Raw genomic sequence first — 17208 nt, forward strand, 5'->3', positions numbered from 1 at the left:
GAACATTGTCCTGATGGTGATGATGCGCGGATCCATCCCCGGCCACGACAGGACGCACGAGGGGCGCTCTTGATGCAATAAGCCCTGCGCTTCGCGATGCTCCACGTAGTATCAGCCACAGCCCGATCAGCATGATCGAAAACAGGCTGAGTTGCGTAAATGTTGTCTCGGCCAATGTGGTCAGCTGCTCTCGAGACAGCGAGAAGAGGCCGATGCCCGCCAAGACGACGACGATGGCTGTGACAGCCTGCCCCAACGAAGCCGCGATCGTCGCAAATGCCAGCCGGCCCACGCCCACGGTCCGTGAAGAACTATAGGCCCCGACCAGAAATTTGCCGTGACCGGGGCCGACCGCATGAAAGAACCCGTAAGCCAGACATAGGCCCAAGAACTTGACCCAGGCACCAGGATTGCCCGTCTTCAGCGCCTGCAAACTGCGGGCAAGGCCGTTCTGGGCCTCGCGCTGCATCGTCATTGACCAACCCAGAATCTGCGCATGATGCTGCCATGTCAGTACCAGCGACAGCGCTGAGAGCAACCCCAAGGCCAGAATCAGCGCGCGCCGCATGCGATCTCGAAGCCTTCGGCGAAGGTGATGCCCACATCGGGCATATTCATGACGGAAATGGAATCGGCCTGCATGTCGAGGTCCTGAAGCGCGTCCAATAGCTCCTTCTGCCCACTGGTATCAGGCGGGCGGCGCGTCACCTTGCAGTCCTTTCTACCCTCGACCGACGGGCCGCGGGGGGTTGCATAAGCAACGAAATATTCCGGGTCATAGATCCGCAGCAAAAGCGGATCGGCAGTGGTCACGGCTACCGGGTGCTCCAAGGGTCGGATATGCGAGGTCACGATCTTCCCACTGGCATAACGCGCCTCATGGGACTCTGGCGGGCCCAGTCGCACCGGATTTCCATCTTGCTTTGCGACGATATGACCAGGAAACCCGGCTTCCCAATCAACGTCATGACCAGCAAAAGCCTGCAGGCGCGCAGGTTCGGGCGTACCATCACCGTCGGCATCCAATTGCGCGTCCTCGATCATCATCAGGCTGTAGAATTCGTCATAGGTCCAGGAAACCCGTACCGCTTCCAGCTTGCCCGACTCGCCAAAGATCAGCGCCGCATCGGCGTCGATGAAGACATGCGGATGCGCTCCGACCGAGCCTATACAAGCCAGAGAGGTTGCAAGCAGTGTGGCCAATCCCACCATGCAATTCCGGATCCGGACAATCAGCAGAGGTCGCGGGCGCAGCTCGCGCGGAGGTAATCGGAGTTTGCTCACTCGCAGGCTGGACCGGTCCCCCCGGTGGCTCTCGTGACAATGATGCATGTCCCCATTCCGATAATCCGTCCGAACGATGGCGTGGGATTTGTCTGCCGCCGTCATGGGGTCAATTTACAAATCGGTGAGGAGGGCGAATGGGAAGCCGCGAGAGCACCACCAACTGGGCAATGATTACCACCCCTATGTCGTGGCCGCTGGTGCCCACATAGGGTGGTCCAATTCCAATCTGAGTGCATGACGGGTCTTGGTGCTACAGCCGGGCGTGGCCAGCGCTACAGAAACGAATGGCAAAGCCGGCACTACGTGACCTCTGGGGCAGAGGTGGAGGTGACTATGGTGAGCTCAAATCCGACATTGGCCATCAGGGGGCTCTAGCGGCGGCATCAGCGCAGCAGCGGCAAACGACCGCAAATCCGGTCCACCGTCTTGCGCGTCCCAGCCAGCATGATGGCCTGCGGCGCGTGACCCGCCAGCGGTGCGGCCGAAATGCGGGCGGTATAATCGGCATAGTCCCGCGCTTCGAAAGCAGCGTGCATATAGGCCAGTCGCAGCGGCAGGCCTGCGGCAGCGTCAAACAGTGCTGGCAAATCGGCGGTAGGTGCGCCGAGAATCGGCAGCGCAACCGTAGTTATCCCTGCCAGCGCAATGCCGTCCTGCGTGGGCGTGTCCGCCCCTACCAGATCGGGACGCAACTGTCCAAGGCTCATGCCCAGAACGGCTGCGAAGTTGGCTTTGAGGCCAATGGGCAAGTTTTCGGCGACGATGATAACAGGTTTCAATGACATGGCTCGGTCCTTTTGCAACAGGCTTTGCCATGTAGGTTGCCTGTTGGTCTTGGACGAAATTGACCTCAGTGTCGGATCAGCGCGCCGGGTGTTACGCCGAGATGGCGGCGGAACTGCCGGATCAGATGTGCCTGATCGCAAAAGCCTGCAGTAATGGCGGCCTCGACGGCAGGTGTGCCATCAAGCAGCAGTCGGCGAGCGTGGTTCACGCGGGCGCGAAGCACATGGCCATGCGGGGTCAGCCCGGTGGCGCGGACCGTGCTGCGGATCAGATAAGAGCGATTTAGCCCGACCCCGGCCGCCAGATCTGTCAGGGTCGGGATTTCGCCCGTCGCCACTCCGGCGTCGATGCGGTCCAGCAGCGCACGGATGGCGGCGGGTTCCTGACCTGGTTGGCGCAACTCGGCGCGCCCGTAATGGGTGAAAGCCTGCGCCAACACTTCGTGCACGGCCTCCTCGGTCACCAGCCTCTGGTCAGTCGTCCGCGCAACGTTAAGGCAACTGGCCAGCCGGGAAAGTGCCTGCGTCAGCTTGCGTCCACGATCGCGGGGGGCAATTTCAGCAAAACCGCGCAAGTCGCGCAGGCCCAGCACTTCTCGCACCGCTACCTCAGATACATAAAGCATGTTGTAGCGTACTCGACCCGCTGCAGCGTGCCCGGTATGCGCCTCCTCGGGGTTCATCAGAGAAAGCGAACCGGTGGGAAGCACCATGCTTTCTCCTCGACAGAGATAGCCACCGGCACCTTGGACAATCGCGCCGACGGCGAAACCTTCGTGCGCGTGGCGGGCGAAGGTCTGATTGCTCAAAGCAGCTTCGAACAGCTCAATGCCATGGTGCCAGCCCAAATGATGATAGCGGTTGCGTAGCATTGCTGGGATATACCGCCAGTTCGCCCGATCGGTGAAGGGCAACAACTAAGAAAAGTGACGGCTTCGTCGCGTAGACCTCTTTTGGGCACGTATCGGTCTGGCTGCTCGATCTGCACGGCCCGCCCGGCGCGGAACAGGATTCATCCTCGGCAGCGTTATGGGATGATCATGCGCGGATCGGATGTGCCAACAGAGTTATGTCGATCTCGAGGAGCGCATCCCGACCCGGCACCCCTGCGCAAAATACGTGCCGTCGTGACCGACGCCCGTTCGATGCCGAGTTCGACGGCCGATACGTCGCCGAGAGCCGCCCCTAGATCGCGCCCGTGCGGCTGATCCGGCCGAGCTGCAATTCCTCTGCTCGATCCGATCCAAGCGGCAAATGAGAATCAGATTCATTCCATTCGATCATCGTTCTGGCGCGCGGGAGAAGCCCTCCCCCCTCAACAGGCGCGATTGCGTCACTTGTTTGCGTCTCGCCAAGCAGTTAACACGCTCAGGTCGGTTTCCGAGAGGAATTGAAAGGGAATCCGTCGGGGCAGCACCTGCCCCGAACCGGAACTGCCCCCGCAACTGTAGGCGGTGAGCAGGATGCGATGACGCCACTGTGGCCCTCGGGCCATGGGAAGGCCGCATCCCGCGATGACCCGCCAGTCAGGAGACCTGCCGACAAATGAAACCCATTCGATCCGGGCGGGGTGTCCGGGGAGGTGCCTGATGTCCCAAGCCTGCCGATCCGTCGGGCCCCTTATCTATCGCTGCGTTCCTTCATGGGATGCGGCTGCGTCATGGTCATTTCCCAAGCCCTCCGCTCGCATCCTGACCGGAGCCTCGAGATGTTCATGAAAACCGCCCTGACCGGCCTTGTGCTGGCTGGAGCCAGCGTTCTGCCCGCCAGCGCCGAGACCGCATGGCCGCTGAAGTTGTCGAATTGTGGCGTCAACCTGTCCTTTGACAAGGCCCCGGAAAATGTCGTGACCGTAGGTCAGGCCACGACCGAGATCCTCTATTCGCTGGGTCTGGCCGACAAGGTCGCGGCGAGCTCGGTCTGGTTCACCGAGGTCCTGCCGCAGTTCAAGAATGCCAATGCCAGCATCGAGCGCCTGGCCGACAATGACCCCAGCTTCGAAAGCATCCTCGCCAAACGCCCGGGCCTCGTGACCGCGCAATATGAATGGCATATCGGCCCGCAGGGCGTTGTCGCCACGCGCGAACAATTTTCGGACCTGAGCATCCCGACCTATGTCCTGCCCTCGGACTGCACCGGCAAGGACAACAGCAAGGGCTCGGACGGCACGCGCATCGGCATGTATGCAATGGACAGCATCTATCAGGGCATCTCGGAACTGGGCCGGATCTTCGATGTTGCAGACAGGGGTGAGGCGCTGGTCGCCGATCTGAAAACGCGCGAGGCTGCCGCCATCGAAAAAGCCGAGGGGCTCGACCTGAAGGATGCCTCGGCGGTGTTCTGGTTCTCTTCGGCGGAAATGGACATTGACCCCTATGTCGCCGGTCGCAAAGGTCCGCCCGGTTACATGATGCAGGCCTTGGGTCTGAAGAACATCGTCGAAAGCGACGAGGAATGGCCCGTCGTCAGCTGGGAAAGCATTGCCCGCGCCAATCCGTCGATCATCGTCCTGGCCCGGATGGAGCGGCGTCGCTTCGAAGCCGATGATTACGAGAAGAAGATTGCCTTCCTTAAATCCGATCCGGTGACCAGCCAGATGGACGCGGTGAAGAATGACCACATCATCATGCTGGACGCACATGCGATGGACCCTTCGATCCGCAATATCGACGCGCTTGAGACTTTGGCTGAGGCGCTGCCGAAACTCGGCCAGAAATGAGCGAAGCGGTCATCATCGGCGCTGTCGCCTGGCACTCAAGGCTCATCGTGCGCCTTGCGCTGGGTCTGGTGGTGCTGGCCCTTGCGGTGATGGCCGGGGTGATCCTGGGCGAGACGCCGCTGCCGGTCTCGCAGGTCGGAGACGTTCTGGCGCACAAGCTCTGGGGCGCGGCATCGACGGTCGATCCGATCGATGCCGGAATCATTTGGAACTATCGCCTGCCACGCACTTTGGTCGCAGCGGCCTGCGGTGCGGGACTCGCGCTGTCGGGGTTAGTGCTGCAGACACTGGTCCGGAACGCTTTGGCCGATCCTTATCTGCTGGGCGTTTCGGCCGGGGCTTCGACTGGGGCGGTCGCGGTCACGATCATGGGGATCGGCGCAGGGGCCATCGGCATCTCGGCAGGCGCATTCGCCGGAGCGGCGCTGGCCTTCGGCATCGTCGCGGCACTCGCGCGCGCGGCGGGTGGAGGCTCTGGTCAGCTTGTTCTTGCCGGGATCGCGGGATCGCAGCTTTTCAACGCATTGACCAGCTTTTTCATCGCCAAATCCGCCAATGCGGAACAGGCCCGTGGGATCATGTTCTGGCTTCTCGGAAACCTGTCCGGCGTGCGCTGGCCGGATGTCGGACTTGCACTTCCCGTCGCGGTCGTGGGGTTGTTGGCCTGTATCATCCATATCCGCGCGCTTGATGCGTTCAGCTTCGGCGCAAGTGCCGCGGCCTCGCTGGGCATTGCGGTGCGCCGGGTGATGGTCGTGCTGCTGGGCGCAGTGACGCTGATGACGGCGGTGATGGTCAGCCTTGTCGGAGCTGTCGGCTTTATCGGGTTGGTCGTGCCGCATGCCATGCGTTTCCTCGTTGGCGCGCGGCATGGCGCGTTGGTTCCGGCCTCGGCACTTGCGGGTGCGGTCTTCATGATCGCGGCAGACGTGGTCTCGCGCGTGTTGATCCCCGGTCAGGTCGTGCCCATCGGCGTCGTCACCGCGTTGGTCGGCGCACCCGCCTTCGCGCTGATCCTGATCCGGAACCGGACCCGCGCATGAGGATTACCGCGACCAAACTGGTTCTGCAGGCGCAGGATCGCACGATCATCGACGGCGTCGATCTCGATATCGCGCCGGGTGAGACCTTCGGCCTGATCGGGCCGAATGGCTCGGGCAAATCGACGCTGCTACGGCTTCTTTCCGGGCTTGAGCGTCGCGCCGGGGGTGAGGTCAGCCTGGACGGCCACAACTTGCGCCGCATACCTCGCCGCGAGATCGCCTGCCGTCTCGCCATGGTTGAGCAGCAGGCCGAAACAACTGACTCCCTAAGCGCCCGTCAGGTCGTCGAGCTTGGCCGCACACCATGGCTTTCGGCTTTGGTCCCATTGGGCGCGAAGGACACCGCCATTGTCGATGAAGCACTGTAAGCCGTCGGCATGAAAGACATGAGTTCACGCCCGTGGTCCACGCTATCGGGAGGTGAGAGGCAACGGCTTCAAATCGCCCGCGCGTTGGCTCAACGGCCCCGCATCTTGCTGCTCGACGAACCGACCAACCATCTGGACATCCACCACCAGCTTGCTCTGCTGCGGCTGGTCGAGGAACTGCCGTTGACTGTGGTGATCGCGCTGCATGACCTCAATCAGGCGATGGGCTGCGACCGGCTGGGCGTCATGTCGCAGGGCCGTATGGTCGCCTGTGGCAAACCGGCCGAGATCCTGACCCCGGACCTGCTGCGCGCGATCTTCCGCGTGGGCGCCACCGTCCTGACCGATCCGCAGGACAATACAAAGGTCCTGCGTTTCCACGATATCGAGAACTCCCGATGAAATCCCTGCTTCTGCCTTTGATGCTACTCCCCCACCCCAGCTTTGGTCGAGGTCTGTGAGGTCCAGATGCTGAACCGCAGAGCGAATGGCCCGATGGTCTATAAGCCAGCCTATCTGAACATAGCCCCCGGCGACACGGTGCGTTTCCTGCCGACCCAGCCCGGCCATAATGCTGCAGCAATCGAGGGCGTGATCCCCGAGGGGACCGCGCCTTTCAAGTCGAAGAGCAACGCGCGTTTCGAGGTGACCCTAACGGAAATCGGCGCTTATGGCATCAAATGCTCGCCGCATTACGCGATGGGCATGGTCATGCTGATCGAGGTCGGCGAGAAGGCCGATGTGTCCCTGCCCGAGGTTTTGCCCAAGCGGGCCACCGAGCGTTTCGAGCAGATACTTGCCGGGCGCGACCAGCCGAAAGAATGATCAACGTCGGCCAACTCAAAACTCTGGCGCGACCCGGCTGGGACGAAGTAAAGAAGATTTATGCGCAGATTGGCCCGACCCTTAGCCTTCACCCTATCGGCCTTTCGCCGGGCGATGGTGTTGGTCATGGTGCTGCCTTTCGCACTGCTGTCGCTGATGGCGCAGGGCACGATGGTGGCGCAGGGCGCGACGCCTGAAAGCTTCATGGTCGTACTTTGCGCCGCATCGCCTGCCGGTCGAGATGGTGCTGGATGACGACGGCAATGTCGTCAAGGCCGATGAATATCGCGCCCAGCAGAATGTGCCGGTCCCCAAAACTCCGAAACCGCCCTGCGACTGGTCAGTGCATGCCCAACCCATGCTTGAGGCCGCGCCGCTTCTGCCAATCGTTGCGCTGAACCTGGATCGGGCCGCCGATCTGATGCCGGCGCGCGACCTGCGAGTTCTGCGGGCCGAGGTGCTTGGCCCTTCGGCACGGGGACCTCCAGCCGCGTGAATGCCGCACCGCCCGGCCTGGGCGAGGAATGCCATTCACTGACAGGTAAGACACATGACATCCAGAATTTTTGCCGCCCCGATGCTGGGCGCGCTTTTCCTTGGCCTCATAGCCGCCACGGCTTCGGCTAACCCGGATATGCATCAGGGCCTGACCCTGACCGAGCCCTATATCCGGGCCATGCCACCACGGGCCCCGGTCGCGGGCGGCTATCTGACCATCCGCAACGACGGGACCGCGGCCGATCGCCTGATCGCCGTGCGCTCGCCGCAGGCCGGCGAGGTGCAGATCCACGAGATGACCATGAATGGCGCTGTGATGAAGATGCGCGCCTTGCCGGATGGTCTGCCCATCCCGGCAGGCGGTTCCATCGTGCTGAAACCCGGCGGTTATCACCTGATGTTCATGAATGTGCCCGCCCCCTTTGCCGAGGGGCAAACGGTCAAGGCCACGCTGGTCTTCGAGCAGGCGGGCGAAGTCGCGCTGACGTTCGAAGTTCGCGCGATGCGGCCGGCCGCTCCCGATCAGGGTCACGATACGGGGCATTCGGGCCACTGACGGCCCGTCCCAGCCCTTAACAACCCGCCTTGGCGGGTCTTGCGCATATGCGAGGACAGATGTCTCAATCCACCAACACCGCTCGCCCAACCATGGGCTTGAGCGATCTTTACCGGGCGGTCTGGCGCTGGCATTTCTATGCCGGACTGCTGGTCCTGCCTTTCCTGATCACCCTGTCGATCACCGGCGCGATGTATGTCTTTCGCGACGAGATCGACAATTGGTACCACGCCGACCTGAAACGCATCGCGGTGCAGGAAAGCAAAAGGCTGCCACCGACCGCGCTGGTCGCCTCGGCGCTGGATGCGGTTCCGGGCAAGGCGGTGAAGTATACCGATCCCACCGATGCGGGTGCCTCGACCGAGATTACCGTCAACACCGAAGCGGGCAGGATGGCGGTCTATGTGAACCCCTATAACGGGCTTGTTCTGGGCGCGATGCCGGACCGCTCGACGCTGATGTGGACGGTGCGTCAGCTGCACAGCTTCAAGTATTTCGGCACTTATACCCGCTACATCATCGAGATCGCGGCGGGCTGGTCAATCCTGCTGGTCGGCACCGGCATCTATCTGTGGTGGCCGCGCGGACAAAAGGGCGGCGGCGTCTCGGTCCGGGGCAGGCCGCAGCGCCGGGTGTTCTGGCGCGATCTGCATGCGGTGACAGGGTTGGGTGTCGGTGGTTTCATCGTCTTCCTCGCGATCACCGGCATGCCCTGGTCGGGCGTCTGGGGGGCCAAGGTCAATGAATGGGCCAATAGCAGCAATTTCGGCTATCCGGACGGGGTGCGGGTGAACGTGCCGATGTCGGGACAGAAGCTGGACGCGGTCGCCAAGACCGCATGGTCGTTGGAGCAGGCGCAGATCCCGGAAAGCACGGGTAGAGGGACACCGATCACCTTGGACGATGCGGTCGTCAAGCTTGACGCGCTGGGGCTGCATCGAGGCTATGCGGTCAGCTTGCCGCAAAAGCCCGAGGCCGTGTTCAGCGGTTCGGTCTATCCCGACGATCTGAGCCAGCAGCGCGTCGTGCATCTGGACCAGTATAGCGGCCAGCCGCTTTTGGACATGAGCTATGCCGATTACGGCCCGCTGGGGAAATCGCTAGAATGGGGCATCAACACCCATATAGGCCAGACCTTTGGTGTGCTGAACCAGATTATCCTGCTGGTGGCCTGCGCGGCGATCGTGGCTCTGGCCGTATTCGCTGCCATGATGTGGTGGAAGCGGCGCCCCTCGGGGTCATTGGGGGTACCACCCCTACCTCAGAACCGGCGCGTATTCCGCGGTCTCATTGCCATTCTGGCCGTCGGCGGCGTGATCTTCCCGCTGGTCGGAGCATCGCTGCTGGTCATGCTGGTGCTGGACATGGCCTTTGTCCGGCTGCGCAGCGGTGACAGCGCGGCAAGTGCCTGAAGATCGCTCGGACCTCGGCGCGCTCGGCGCGCCGAGAGATGCTCAACCCTGCCCAAGACAGCATGAGTGCCCGACGAGCAATCCTCCCCCAACAGGGCATGCTTCAATAGTCGACTTGGTGTTCACCTCTCCCCCAGGGCCTACTGGCTGACAGCTCATCGCTCGATAGAGGGAAAATTTCCTATTCTGGTGACCGGGCATAGAACCGGGCAACCTAATTGTTCGATTGTCGATCATCGATCATTGACACCATATGGCGTTTCGATGACGCATGCGGCCACGGATTCCTTCCCTTGAGAGCCTGTCGAGAACGTGCCGATGTCCGACCTTGTCAATGACCCTGACCGTCTGATCGAACACCTGATCCGCGATGTTGAACCCCGGCTGATCGAGATCCGCCGCGACCTCCACGCCCATCCCGAGGTTGGATTTGACACGGTGCGGACTGCGGGAATCGTCGCAGCCGAGTTGGCCGCGCTTGGCCTGACGCCGCAGACCGGCATCGGGCGCACCGGTGTGGTGGCGGAAATCAATGGCGGGAGGCCTGGCCCCTGCCTCATTCTGCGCGCAGATATGGATGCCCTACCCATCCATGAGGAAACCGGCCTGCCCTATGCCTCGACCATTCCGGGAAGGATGCACGCCTGCGGGCACGATCTGCACACATCGGCACTGTTGGGCGCGGCCAAGGCACTGGTCAGGATCGCGCCGCAACTGGCCGGCTCGGTCCGGCTGATCTTCCAGCCCGCAGAGGAGACGCAGGAAAGCGGAGCCGCCGCCATGGTTGCCGATGGTGCCGCAGATGGTGTCGATCTGGCTATCGCCTTTCATAACCGGCCCGAACATCCTGCTGGGACGGTGTCGCTGAACCGCGGGGCCAGCACGGCTTCTAGCGACGAATTCCGCGTCGTGGTTCACGGCAAGTCGGGCCATGCCGCCCGCCCTCATGCCGCCATCGACCCGATTGTAGCCGCAGCCCATATCATAACCCAATTGCAGACCGTGATATCGCGCGAGATGGACCCTGCCCTTTCCGCAGTGCTGACCGTGGGTCATATCGCAGGCGGTGCGACCCAGAACATCATTCCTGATAGCTGTATGTTCGAGGGCACGGTGCGCTGTCGCTCGCCTCGGTCGCGCGATCTGGCCGAGGCATCGTTCCGCCGGATCTGCGCAGGTGCGGCCCTGTCGCTGAACGTCCGGGCCGAGGTCGAATATGTACGCGGCGCGCCGCCCCTGATGAATGACGACGCGATGATCGACCGCACCGCTGCCGTGCTGGCGCTGCAATTCGGTGCGCCGGTGATCGTCGAGGCGGGCAGCAGCTTCGGGGCCGAGGATTTCTCGTATTTCTCGGAACGCATTCCCTCGGTGCAGATCTTCATCGGTTCCGGCCAGCCGGGCCGCGATGACCGCGTACACAATTCTGACTACCAGCCCGATGAGGCCTGCATCGCCCAAAGCGCCATCGCGCTGACGCGGATGGCCGTCGAATTCCTGTCCTGACCCATCTTCCGCGAGGAACTCATGAACATCACCCGCAGCACCTTTCTGCGCGCAGGCCTTGCCGCCGCCGCCACTCTTGCCACCGGGGCACCCCTGCTGGCGCAGGGCAAGAAACTGGTCTTTGCCACCGAAGGCGCTTTCCCGCCCTTCAACATGACCAAGCCCGACGGCACACTTTACGGCTTCGAGATGGACATGCTGGCGGAAATCGCCAAGCGCGCGGGTTTCGAATACGAGCTGATCGCGCAGGCTTGGGACGGGATGATTCAGGGATTGATCGACGGCAAATACGATGCGGTCATCGACTCGGTAACCATCACCGCAAAGCGGCTGGAGGTGGTCGATTTCTCGTTGCCCTATACCACCGGCGGCTCGACCTTTGCGGTGATGAAGGAAAGCGGGATCGCCCTGCCCGGCACCGGCACGTCGATCAATCTGGATGATGCGGCCGCAACCGACGCCGCTATTGCCCAGATCGCGGCAGTGCTGGAGGGCAAGACCGTGGGCGTTCATGTCTCGACCATCCAGGCGGATTTCCTAGACAAATATCTGGCGCCGCGCGGGATCACCATCCGCACCTATCCCAACGGCCCCGATGTCTATCAGGACCTGTCGAACGGGCGCTTGGATGCGGCCATGGCATCGGCCACCAATATCGCAGCCTTCCTCGAAAAGAACGCCGAAACCGCCACGGCCACCGGCCCGGCCTTCTCGGGCGGAGTGATGGGCAAGGGCGCGGCCATCGTTGTGCAGAAAGGCAAGGGCGAGCTGGCCGACAAGCTGAGCGCGGCGCTTCAATCCATGTCGGATGATGGCACGCTTGCGGCATTGTCGAACCAGTGGTTCGGCATCAACGTCACGCCCAAGCTGTAAGAATGGGCGATATCGGGCTTCTGGGCTTCGGCCCCGATGGCTGGGGCCTCGTCCTGTTCAGGGCGGGGCTCATGACGCTTGCCGTTTCGGTCGCGGCATTCGTGTGCGGGCTGGTGCTGGGCACCTTGGTGGCTTGGGCCCGGGTCGGCGGCAATCGCGTTATGCGCGCATTGGCCGAGGCCTATACGGTCGTGCTGCGCGGCGTGCCCGATATCCTGGTGATCTACCTGTTCTATTTCGGCGGGCGTCAGGTGGTGGCGACCATCGGCACCGCTTTGGGGTTTCCCGGCCCCTTCGACATTTCGGGTTTCGTTGCCGGAATGCTGGCAATTGGCCTGATCTCTGGTGCCAGTCAGTCCGAGGTGCTGCGCGGTGCCTATCAAGCCGTGCCGCGTGGTACCATCGAAGCGGGCCGCGTCGTAGGCATGGGCCGGTTCACGCTGTTCCGCCGGGTGATCGCGCCGCAGGCGATGGTGACCGCCCTGCCCGCAATGGGCAACCAATGGCAATCGGTGATCAAGGAATCCGCGCTGGTTTCGGTCACCGGGCTGGTCGAGACAATGCGTCAGGTTTCGGTCGCCGCAGGCACCACGCAGGAACATTTCCTATTCTATGCTGCGGGGGCAGTGATCTATCTGATCATCACCACGCTTTCCGATCAGGTCTTCCGGCTGGCCGAGCGGCGCAGCCTGCGCGGCCATCAGGGCGCGGGGTACTAGGCCATGGACCTGACTTTCATCTCGGGCATGTTCCAGAAGATCCTGACCGGATTGCCGCTGACCCTCAACCTGTGGCTGCTGTCGCTGGCTGGCGGGGCATGCCTTGCGCTGGCGCTGAACCTGATGCGGCAGAACCGCATCGGCAATGCCATCGCGGCGACATACGTCTTTGTCTTTCGCGGCACGCCGCTGTTGATCCAGATCTTCATGATCTATTACGGATTGGCCGGCTTCGGTTTCATCCGTCAAAGCTTCCTGTGGCCGTTTCTGCGCGACCCGTATTGGTGCGGCTTGCTGGCACTGATCCTGAACGATGCCGCCTACAGCTCGGAGATCCTGCGCGGCGGTCTGCGCGCCGTGCCGAAAGGCGCGGTCGAGGCCGGGCGCGTATCCGGCATGGGGCGAGCGACCATTCTGCGCCGGATCACCCTGCCAATCGCGATCCGCCAGGCCTTGCCCGCCTATTCCAACGAGGTGATCTCGATGCTGAAAGCGACGGCGCTTGTCTCGACCATCACGTTGATGGACATGACCGGCATCGCCCGCGCGGCGATCTCGGAAACCTGGCGCGCGGTGGAAATCCTGCTTTGCGCCGCTGTGATCTATCTGGTCATTTCGATGTTGGTCACCCGGGCCAGCGCCTGGCTGGAACAGCGGCTCTCGCCATGGCAATTCGGAAGGACGACCCCGTGATGACAGCCTCCATTGGCCCCGCCCTGTCCCTGTCGGGACTGCGCAAGAGCTTTGGCCATAACGAAGTGCTGCGCGGCATCGACCTTTCCGCCCGCGACGGCGATGTCATTTCGATGATCGGCGCTTCGGGGTCTGGCAAGAGCACGCTCTTGCGCTGCATCCCGATGCTGGAGATCCCCGATGCCGGCACCATCGCCGTGGGTGAGGACAGCCTGTCACCAAAAGGTGGTCGTCTGACCCGGACCGAGGATGCAATCGCGCGACGGATACGCGGACATTTGGGCTTCGTCTTCCAGAACTTCAATCTGTGGCCGCATCGCACCGTGCTGGAAAACGTCATTGAGGCCCCACTTTTCGTGCAGGGCCGGTCGCGGGCAGAAGCCGTGGACGAGGCGCTGGCGCTGCTGGAGAAAGTCGGCCTTGCGGAAAAGCGCGACGCATGGCCCGCGCATCTGTCGGGCGGCCAGCAGCAACGCGTCGCCATCGCCCGCGCGCTGGCCCAACACCCGCGCGCGATCCTTTTCGATGAACCGACCTCGGCCCTTGACCCGGAACTGGTGGGCGAGGTGCTGAAGGTGATCCGCCGTCTGGCCGAGGAAGGGCGCACGATGCTGATTGTCACCCATGAGATGGGTTTCGCGCGCGAGGTTTCCTCGCGGGTCGTCTTCCTGCATCAGGGGCGCATCGAAGAGGACGGCACCCCCGCCGAGGTCTTCGGTGCCCCGAAGTCGGAAAGGGCGCGTGCCTTCCTGGCCAGCCATTTCGACCGCAACCGATAAGGAACCGGATGATGCGTCAGCCGATCGAGAGAAAAAGCCTGCAGGATCAGGCCACTGACTGGCTGCGCGAGGCCATCATCCGGGGGGATCTCGCGCCGGGCTCGACGCTGACCGAATTGGCGCTGACCCAGCAGATCGGCACGGGCCGCGGCACCGTCCGCTCTGCGCTGTTCGCGCTGGAGGCGCAAGAGCTTGTCACCCGCACGCCCTACTCCAATTGGCGCGTCGCGGTTCTTGACGCACAGGCGATCTGGGAGATCTACAGCCTGCGTTCCGCCTATGAGGGTCTTGCCGCGCGCATTCTGGCCGAGCGGCGCGAGGATCTGGGGACCGATCTGATCGCCACGGCATTCACTGAACTGGACGCGGCCAATGGCGCGGGCACGGATGCGCGGGTTGCGGCGGATCTGGGCTTTCACGCCAGTTTCGTCGCCCAGACCGGGCATCAGCACCTGATCCGCCGCCACGGGCTTCTGGCCGACAAGATGGAATGGCTTTACCGCTGGTCGGAAAGCCACTGGCCCTGCCGCAATCCGCTGGTCGACGAACACCGACCGTTGTTTGACGCACTGATGCAGGGCAGTCCCGACCGGGCCGAACAGGCGGTTCGCGACCATATTGACTATTCGATCACACAAGATGTCGCGGGCTTCCACAGCCTAGCGGCGGGAAAGGCCAAATGACCAAGATCACCATCCTTGACGGCGGCATGGGCCGCGAGTTGGAGCGGAGCGGAGCGCCCTTCCGGCAGCCGGAATGGTCCGCCCTTGCGCTTATCGAGGCCCCCGAGACGGTTGCCCGCGTGCATGAGGGTTACATCCGTGCCGGAGCGCAGGTGATCACCACGAATTCCTATGCGCTGGTGCCCTTTCATATCGGCGAGGAACGCTTCCGCAGCGACGGCCTCCGGCTGGCCGATCTGGCAGGCAGGATGGCGCGGCAGGCGGCGGATGCAGCGCCCGGCGTCAGGGTCGCGGGATCGCTGCCGCCGATTTTCGGATCGTATCAGCCTGACCTTTTCCGCGCCGATGTCGCGCAGGACTACCTGTCCGTGCTGGTCGGCGGTCTTGCGCCGCATGTCGACCTGTGGCTGGCCGAAACGCAAAGCAGCCTCGAGGAAGCCAGCGCTGCTGCCGCTGCCGCAAAGCCCACGGGCAAGCCGCTTTGGCTGTCTTTCACCCTGCGCGATGATGTCGAGCCCGAGGACATGCCGCACCCGCAACTGCGCTCCGGCCAATCGGTCACTGATGCGGCAAGGCTGGCGCTGGCTCTGGGTGCCGAGGCGATGCTCTTCAACTGCTCGCGTCCCGAGGTGATGGGGGTGGCACTGGCCGCTGCCCATGAAGCAGCCCTCGGTCTGCCGCTGGGTGTCTATGCCAATGCCTTCGACGATTCCCAGGACGATGATGGCGCCGCGAATGAAACCGTTTCGACGATCCGGGCCGATCTGGATCCGCCGCATTACTGTGGCTGGGCCAGGCATTGGGCCGACAAGGGGGCCACCATCATCGGCGGCTGCTGCGGCATCGGAACCGAACATATCCACCACCTTGCCACGTATCTGGCTCAGTCGGACAACACCTGATCAGGTTCGATAGAAAATGCTCTTCCGTCTCCGGCGCTGCTGTGAGGCGGAGGATGCCATTCCCTGCGCGGTGTCGCGCGGATCATCCCAACGGTACCCAATGGCGTGTTGGTGTGACGAAAGGGCGTTCTATCGACAAAGTCGTTAGACCATAGGTGATTGAGTACTCTGGCCGAAGGTGAGGGCCCCCACAATTAGCCATGGCTGGCCTTTCTTGGGTTGCTTACGGGCAGCCTTCAGCCTTCGCATCGCCAGATCGGTTCGACATTTTTCACGCTCACGGCCTAACCGGCTCTCCGAAGCAGCGCGGTGATACGCAGATAGCTGATGGATGTTGTTGCAGTAGTCAGGCAGTGGCCGGACGTGACCCTTTCCCGCACGGATTCAGGCCACGCGCTCGATCTCGGCGGTGCCGAGCGCGTGGAAACAGTTCCTGAGTGCAATGCGGATCTGAACTTCAGCTGTTTGGCGGTCCGGGTCACGTGATGCGATGCGTTCACCGAACGCCTTGAGGCACCTCATCCAATCGCCGGAAAACAGTGCCCCGGACTGTTTTCCGGCCCGGCTCATACCTCGATCCGGCTTCGTACGTGAAATCCGGACCAGCGTTTCCGAGGGGCTCGTCGCAGGCGTTGTGTAACTTTGAGTATCTCGTTGCGGGCTTTGGCGGCGGGGAAATCCTCCCGCCATCGTCGCCCGTTCTTTCGGATTGGTATGACCGCCGTGCCGCCGCGCTCAAGAATCGCGCTATGACATCGCCTTGTGTCAAAGGCGTCATCGCCTGTTACGCTGCCGATCTGCTCACCGGGCGGGATCTGGTCAAGCAGGCGGGGCAGAACGGGGCTGTCGCCTGTCTCGCTCGAGGTAAACTCTACTGCACGGATGTCGCCGGTGGCTGTATCCATCACCAGATGAACCTTGCGAGAATGGCGTCGGCGCTGTGTGCCATGCTTGCGCGCAAGCCATTTCCCATCACAGAGAAACTTGATCCCGGTGCTGTCCACCAGCAGGTTCAGCGGGCCTGGCACACGGCGGCTCGATATCTGCACCGTGACCCATTTCTGCCGGCGGCTCAGGGGTGAGAAGTCGGGCACGGGCCAATCGAGTCCAGCCATCGACAGAATGCTCGCCACCATCCCAGTTGTTTGCCGAAGCGGAAGCCCGAGCAGGACCTTCATCATCAGGCAAAACTGGATAGCCGCGTCACTGAAGACCGGAGGGCCGCCATTGCCCCGGTCTTGGGGCCGCGCCACGCCATGTCCTTGTCCAGCCAGATCAGCAAAGAGCCGCGCTGCTTCAGCGCATCATTGTAGGACGCTCGCAGTGCGGTAGCGAGTAGGCTAGGTCTTGTTTATGCTAGAAGCCATAATCATATGGATTCGCCTTCGAAATCCTCCTGGCTGGGGCCTGCTGCAACCTGCTGCAACAACGCCCGTTCAATGTAAAAACCGCCCGGCGGCCGGGCGGTTTCGGAACGTCATTTCGGGGGCTCTGCCCTCGATCCCTGCGGGATATTTGCGCAGGAAGGAGGCGTCAGAGCTTCTCGGTCAGCTCGGGAAT

General features: G+C 62.6%; 17 protein-coding genes, 4 pseudogenes and 1 riboswitch. Of the genes and pseudogenes, 16 read left to right on the plus strand and 5 right to left on the minus strand.

All coding sequences use genetic code 11. The features are described from left to right. The 4 genes and pseudogenes from IB235_RS23515 to IB235_RS23530 all read right to left on the minus strand — a co-directional run. Window positions 1-568 (minus strand): annotated as a pseudogene (locus IB235_RS23515) (hypothetical protein); the annotation flags it as partial. Continuing rightward, window positions 553-1203, minus strand: coding sequence for a DUF1007 family protein (locus IB235_RS23520; protein WP_192338790.1), 651 nt, complete (start codon window positions 1201-1203; stop codon window positions 553-555). The gene IB235_RS23520 and the pseudogene IB235_RS23515, both read right to left, overlap by 16 nt. Before the next feature lie 467 nt (window positions 1204-1670). Next, the gene (locus IB235_RS23525; protein ID WP_155042453.1) at window positions 1671-2072 is read right to left on the minus strand and encodes a DUF2000 family protein; all 402 of its coding nucleotides are present in this window, start codon (window positions 2070-2072) and stop codon (window positions 1671-1673) included. Between the two features lie 65 nt (window positions 2073-2137). After that, window positions 2138-2944 (minus strand): AraC family transcriptional regulator, encoded by an 807-nt coding sequence (locus IB235_RS23530; RefSeq protein WP_192338791.1) that lies wholly within the window; start codon window positions 2942-2944, stop codon window positions 2138-2140. A gap of 181 nt (window positions 2945-3125) precedes the next feature. Here IB235_RS23530 and IB235_RS25425 point away from each other — a divergent pair. The 16 genes and pseudogenes from IB235_RS25425 to IB235_RS23605 all read left to right on the plus strand — a co-directional run. Then, window positions 3126-3329: pseudogene (locus IB235_RS25425) on the plus strand (IS5/IS1182 family transposase); the annotation flags it as partial. 100 nt (window positions 3330-3429) lie between these two features. After that, a riboswitch (cobalamin riboswitch) is annotated at window positions 3430-3630 on the plus strand. 150 nt (window positions 3631-3780) lie between these two features. Further along, on the plus strand, window positions 3781-4791 hold the full coding sequence (locus IB235_RS23535) for an ABC transporter substrate-binding protein (protein WP_192338792.1): 1011 nt from the start codon (window positions 3781-3783) through the stop codon (window positions 4789-4791). Continuing rightward, entirely contained in the window at window positions 4788-5834 is a 1047-nt protein-coding gene (locus tag IB235_RS23540; protein WP_192338793.1) for an iron ABC transporter permease, read from the plus strand. Before IB235_RS23535 ends, IB235_RS23540 begins: the two co-directional genes overlap by 4 nt. Continuing rightward, window positions 5831-6604, plus strand: a pseudogene (locus IB235_RS23545) (ABC transporter ATP-binding protein). Before IB235_RS23540 ends, IB235_RS23545 begins: the two are co-directional and overlap by 4 nt. Before the next feature lie 66 nt (window positions 6605-6670). After that, entirely contained in the window at window positions 6671-7027 is a 357-nt protein-coding gene (locus tag IB235_RS23550; protein ID WP_192338794.1) for a pseudoazurin, read from the plus strand. A 60-nt stretch (window positions 7028-7087) separates the two neighbouring features. Continuing rightward, window positions 7088-7282, plus strand: coding sequence for a hypothetical protein (locus IB235_RS23555; RefSeq protein ID WP_192338795.1), 195 nt, complete (start codon window positions 7088-7090; stop codon window positions 7280-7282). Next, on the plus strand, window positions 7272-7523 hold the full coding sequence (locus IB235_RS23560) for a hypothetical protein (protein WP_192338796.1): 252 nt from the start codon (window positions 7272-7274) through the stop codon (window positions 7521-7523). Before IB235_RS23555 ends, IB235_RS23560 begins: the two co-directional genes overlap by 11 nt. Before the next feature lie 54 nt (window positions 7524-7577). Then, on the plus strand, window positions 7578-8081 hold the full coding sequence (locus IB235_RS23565) for a copper chaperone PCu(A)C (RefSeq protein ID WP_225612590.1): 504 nt from the start codon (window positions 7578-7580) through the stop codon (window positions 8079-8081). A gap of 59 nt (window positions 8082-8140) precedes the next feature. Next, on the plus strand, window positions 8141-9493 hold the full coding sequence (locus IB235_RS23570; RefSeq protein ID WP_192338797.1) for a PepSY domain-containing protein: 1353 nt from the start codon (window positions 8141-8143) through the stop codon (window positions 9491-9493). Window positions 9494-9811: 318 nt separating this feature from the next. Continuing rightward, entirely contained in the window at window positions 9812-10999 is a 1188-nt protein-coding gene (locus IB235_RS23575) for a M20 family metallopeptidase (RefSeq protein ID WP_192338798.1), read from the plus strand. A gap of 21 nt (window positions 11000-11020) precedes the next feature. Beyond that, a complete protein-coding gene (locus tag IB235_RS23580; protein ID WP_155042446.1) occupies window positions 11021-11872 on the plus strand; it encodes a transporter substrate-binding domain-containing protein in 852 nt (283 codons plus the stop codon). A gap of 2 nt (window positions 11873-11874) precedes the next feature. Continuing rightward, complete coding sequence (locus tag IB235_RS23585; RefSeq protein ID WP_192338799.1) at window positions 11875-12591, plus strand: ABC transporter permease; 717 nt, start codon at window positions 11875-11877, stop codon at window positions 12589-12591. A gap of 3 nt (window positions 12592-12594) precedes the next feature. Then, window positions 12595-13284: an ABC transporter permease gene (locus IB235_RS23590; protein WP_192338800.1), complete on the plus strand. Its 690-nt coding sequence runs from the start codon at window positions 12595-12597 to the stop codon at window positions 13282-13284. Continuing rightward, window positions 13284-14063 (plus strand): ABC transporter ATP-binding protein, encoded by a 780-nt coding sequence (locus tag IB235_RS23595; protein ID WP_192338801.1) that lies wholly within the window; start codon window positions 13284-13286, stop codon window positions 14061-14063. Before IB235_RS23590 ends, IB235_RS23595 begins: the two co-directional genes overlap by 1 nt. 11 nt (window positions 14064-14074) lie before the next feature. Continuing rightward, complete coding sequence (locus IB235_RS23600; RefSeq protein ID WP_192338802.1) at window positions 14075-14746, plus strand: GntR family transcriptional regulator; 672 nt, start codon at window positions 14075-14077, stop codon at window positions 14744-14746. After that, window positions 14743-15648 (plus strand): homocysteine S-methyltransferase family protein, encoded by a 906-nt coding sequence (locus IB235_RS23605; RefSeq protein WP_192338803.1) that lies wholly within the window; start codon window positions 14743-14745, stop codon window positions 15646-15648. The genes IB235_RS23600 and IB235_RS23605 overlap by 4 nt, the downstream gene beginning before the upstream one ends. A 384-nt stretch (window positions 15649-16032) precedes the next feature. Here IB235_RS23605 and IB235_RS23610 read toward each other — a convergent pair. Beyond that, window positions 16033-16972: pseudogene (locus tag IB235_RS23610) on the minus strand (IS5 family transposase). Window positions 16973-17208: the final 236 nt, after the last annotated feature.

Origin of the sequence: Paracoccus sp. PAR01, from assembly GCF_014851995.1 — a bacterium.
GTDB classification, from domain to species: Bacteria; Pseudomonadota; Alphaproteobacteria; order Rhodobacterales; family Rhodobacteraceae; genus Paracoccus; species Paracoccus litorisediminis.

Excerpts from the sequence above, each read along its gene's own strand:
- IB235_RS23550 (WP_192338794.1), top strand. The coding sequence starts at position 6,671 with ATGCTGAACCGCAGAGCGAATGGCCCGATGGTCTATAAGCCAGCCTAT.
- IB235_RS23580 (WP_155042446.1), top strand. The coding sequence starts at position 11,021 with ATGAACATCACCCGCAGCACCTTTCTGCGCGCAGGCCTTGCCGCCGCC.
- IB235_RS23575 (WP_192338798.1), top strand. The coding sequence starts at position 9,812 with ATGTCCGACCTTGTCAATGACCCTGACCGTCTGATCGAACACCTGATC.
- IB235_RS23565 (WP_225612590.1), top strand. The coding sequence starts at position 7,578 with ATGACATCCAGAATTTTTGCCGCCCCGATGCTGGGCGCGCTTTTCCTT.
- IB235_RS23540 (WP_192338793.1), top strand. The coding sequence starts at position 4,788 with ATGAGCGAAGCGGTCATCATCGGCGCTGTCGCCTGGCACTCAAGGCTC.
- IB235_RS23595 (WP_192338801.1), top strand. The coding sequence starts at position 13,284 with ATGACAGCCTCCATTGGCCCCGCCCTGTCCCTGTCGGGACTGCGCAAG.
- IB235_RS23535 (WP_192338792.1), top strand. The coding sequence starts at position 3,781 with ATGTTCATGAAAACCGCCCTGACCGGCCTTGTGCTGGCTGGAGCCAGC.
- IB235_RS23555 (WP_192338795.1), top strand. The coding sequence starts at position 7,088 with ATGCGCAGATTGGCCCGACCCTTAGCCTTCACCCTATCGGCCTTTCGC.
- IB235_RS23590 (WP_192338800.1), top strand. The coding sequence starts at position 12,595 with ATGGACCTGACTTTCATCTCGGGCATGTTCCAGAAGATCCTGACCGGA.
- IB235_RS23570 (WP_192338797.1), top strand. The coding sequence starts at position 8,141 with ATGTCTCAATCCACCAACACCGCTCGCCCAACCATGGGCTTGAGCGAT.
- IB235_RS23530 (WP_192338791.1), bottom strand. The coding sequence starts at position 2,944 with ATGCTACGCAACCGCTATCATCATTTGGGCTGGCACCATGGCATTGAG.
- IB235_RS23605 (WP_192338803.1), top strand. The coding sequence starts at position 14,743 with ATGACCAAGATCACCATCCTTGACGGCGGCATGGGCCGCGAGTTGGAG.
- IB235_RS23525 (WP_155042453.1), bottom strand. The coding sequence starts at position 2,072 with ATGTCATTGAAACCTGTTATCATCGTCGCCGAAAACTTGCCCATTGGC.
- IB235_RS23585 (WP_192338799.1), top strand. The coding sequence starts at position 11,875 with ATGGGCGATATCGGGCTTCTGGGCTTCGGCCCCGATGGCTGGGGCCTC.
- IB235_RS23600 (WP_192338802.1), top strand. The coding sequence starts at position 14,075 with ATGCGTCAGCCGATCGAGAGAAAAAGCCTGCAGGATCAGGCCACTGAC.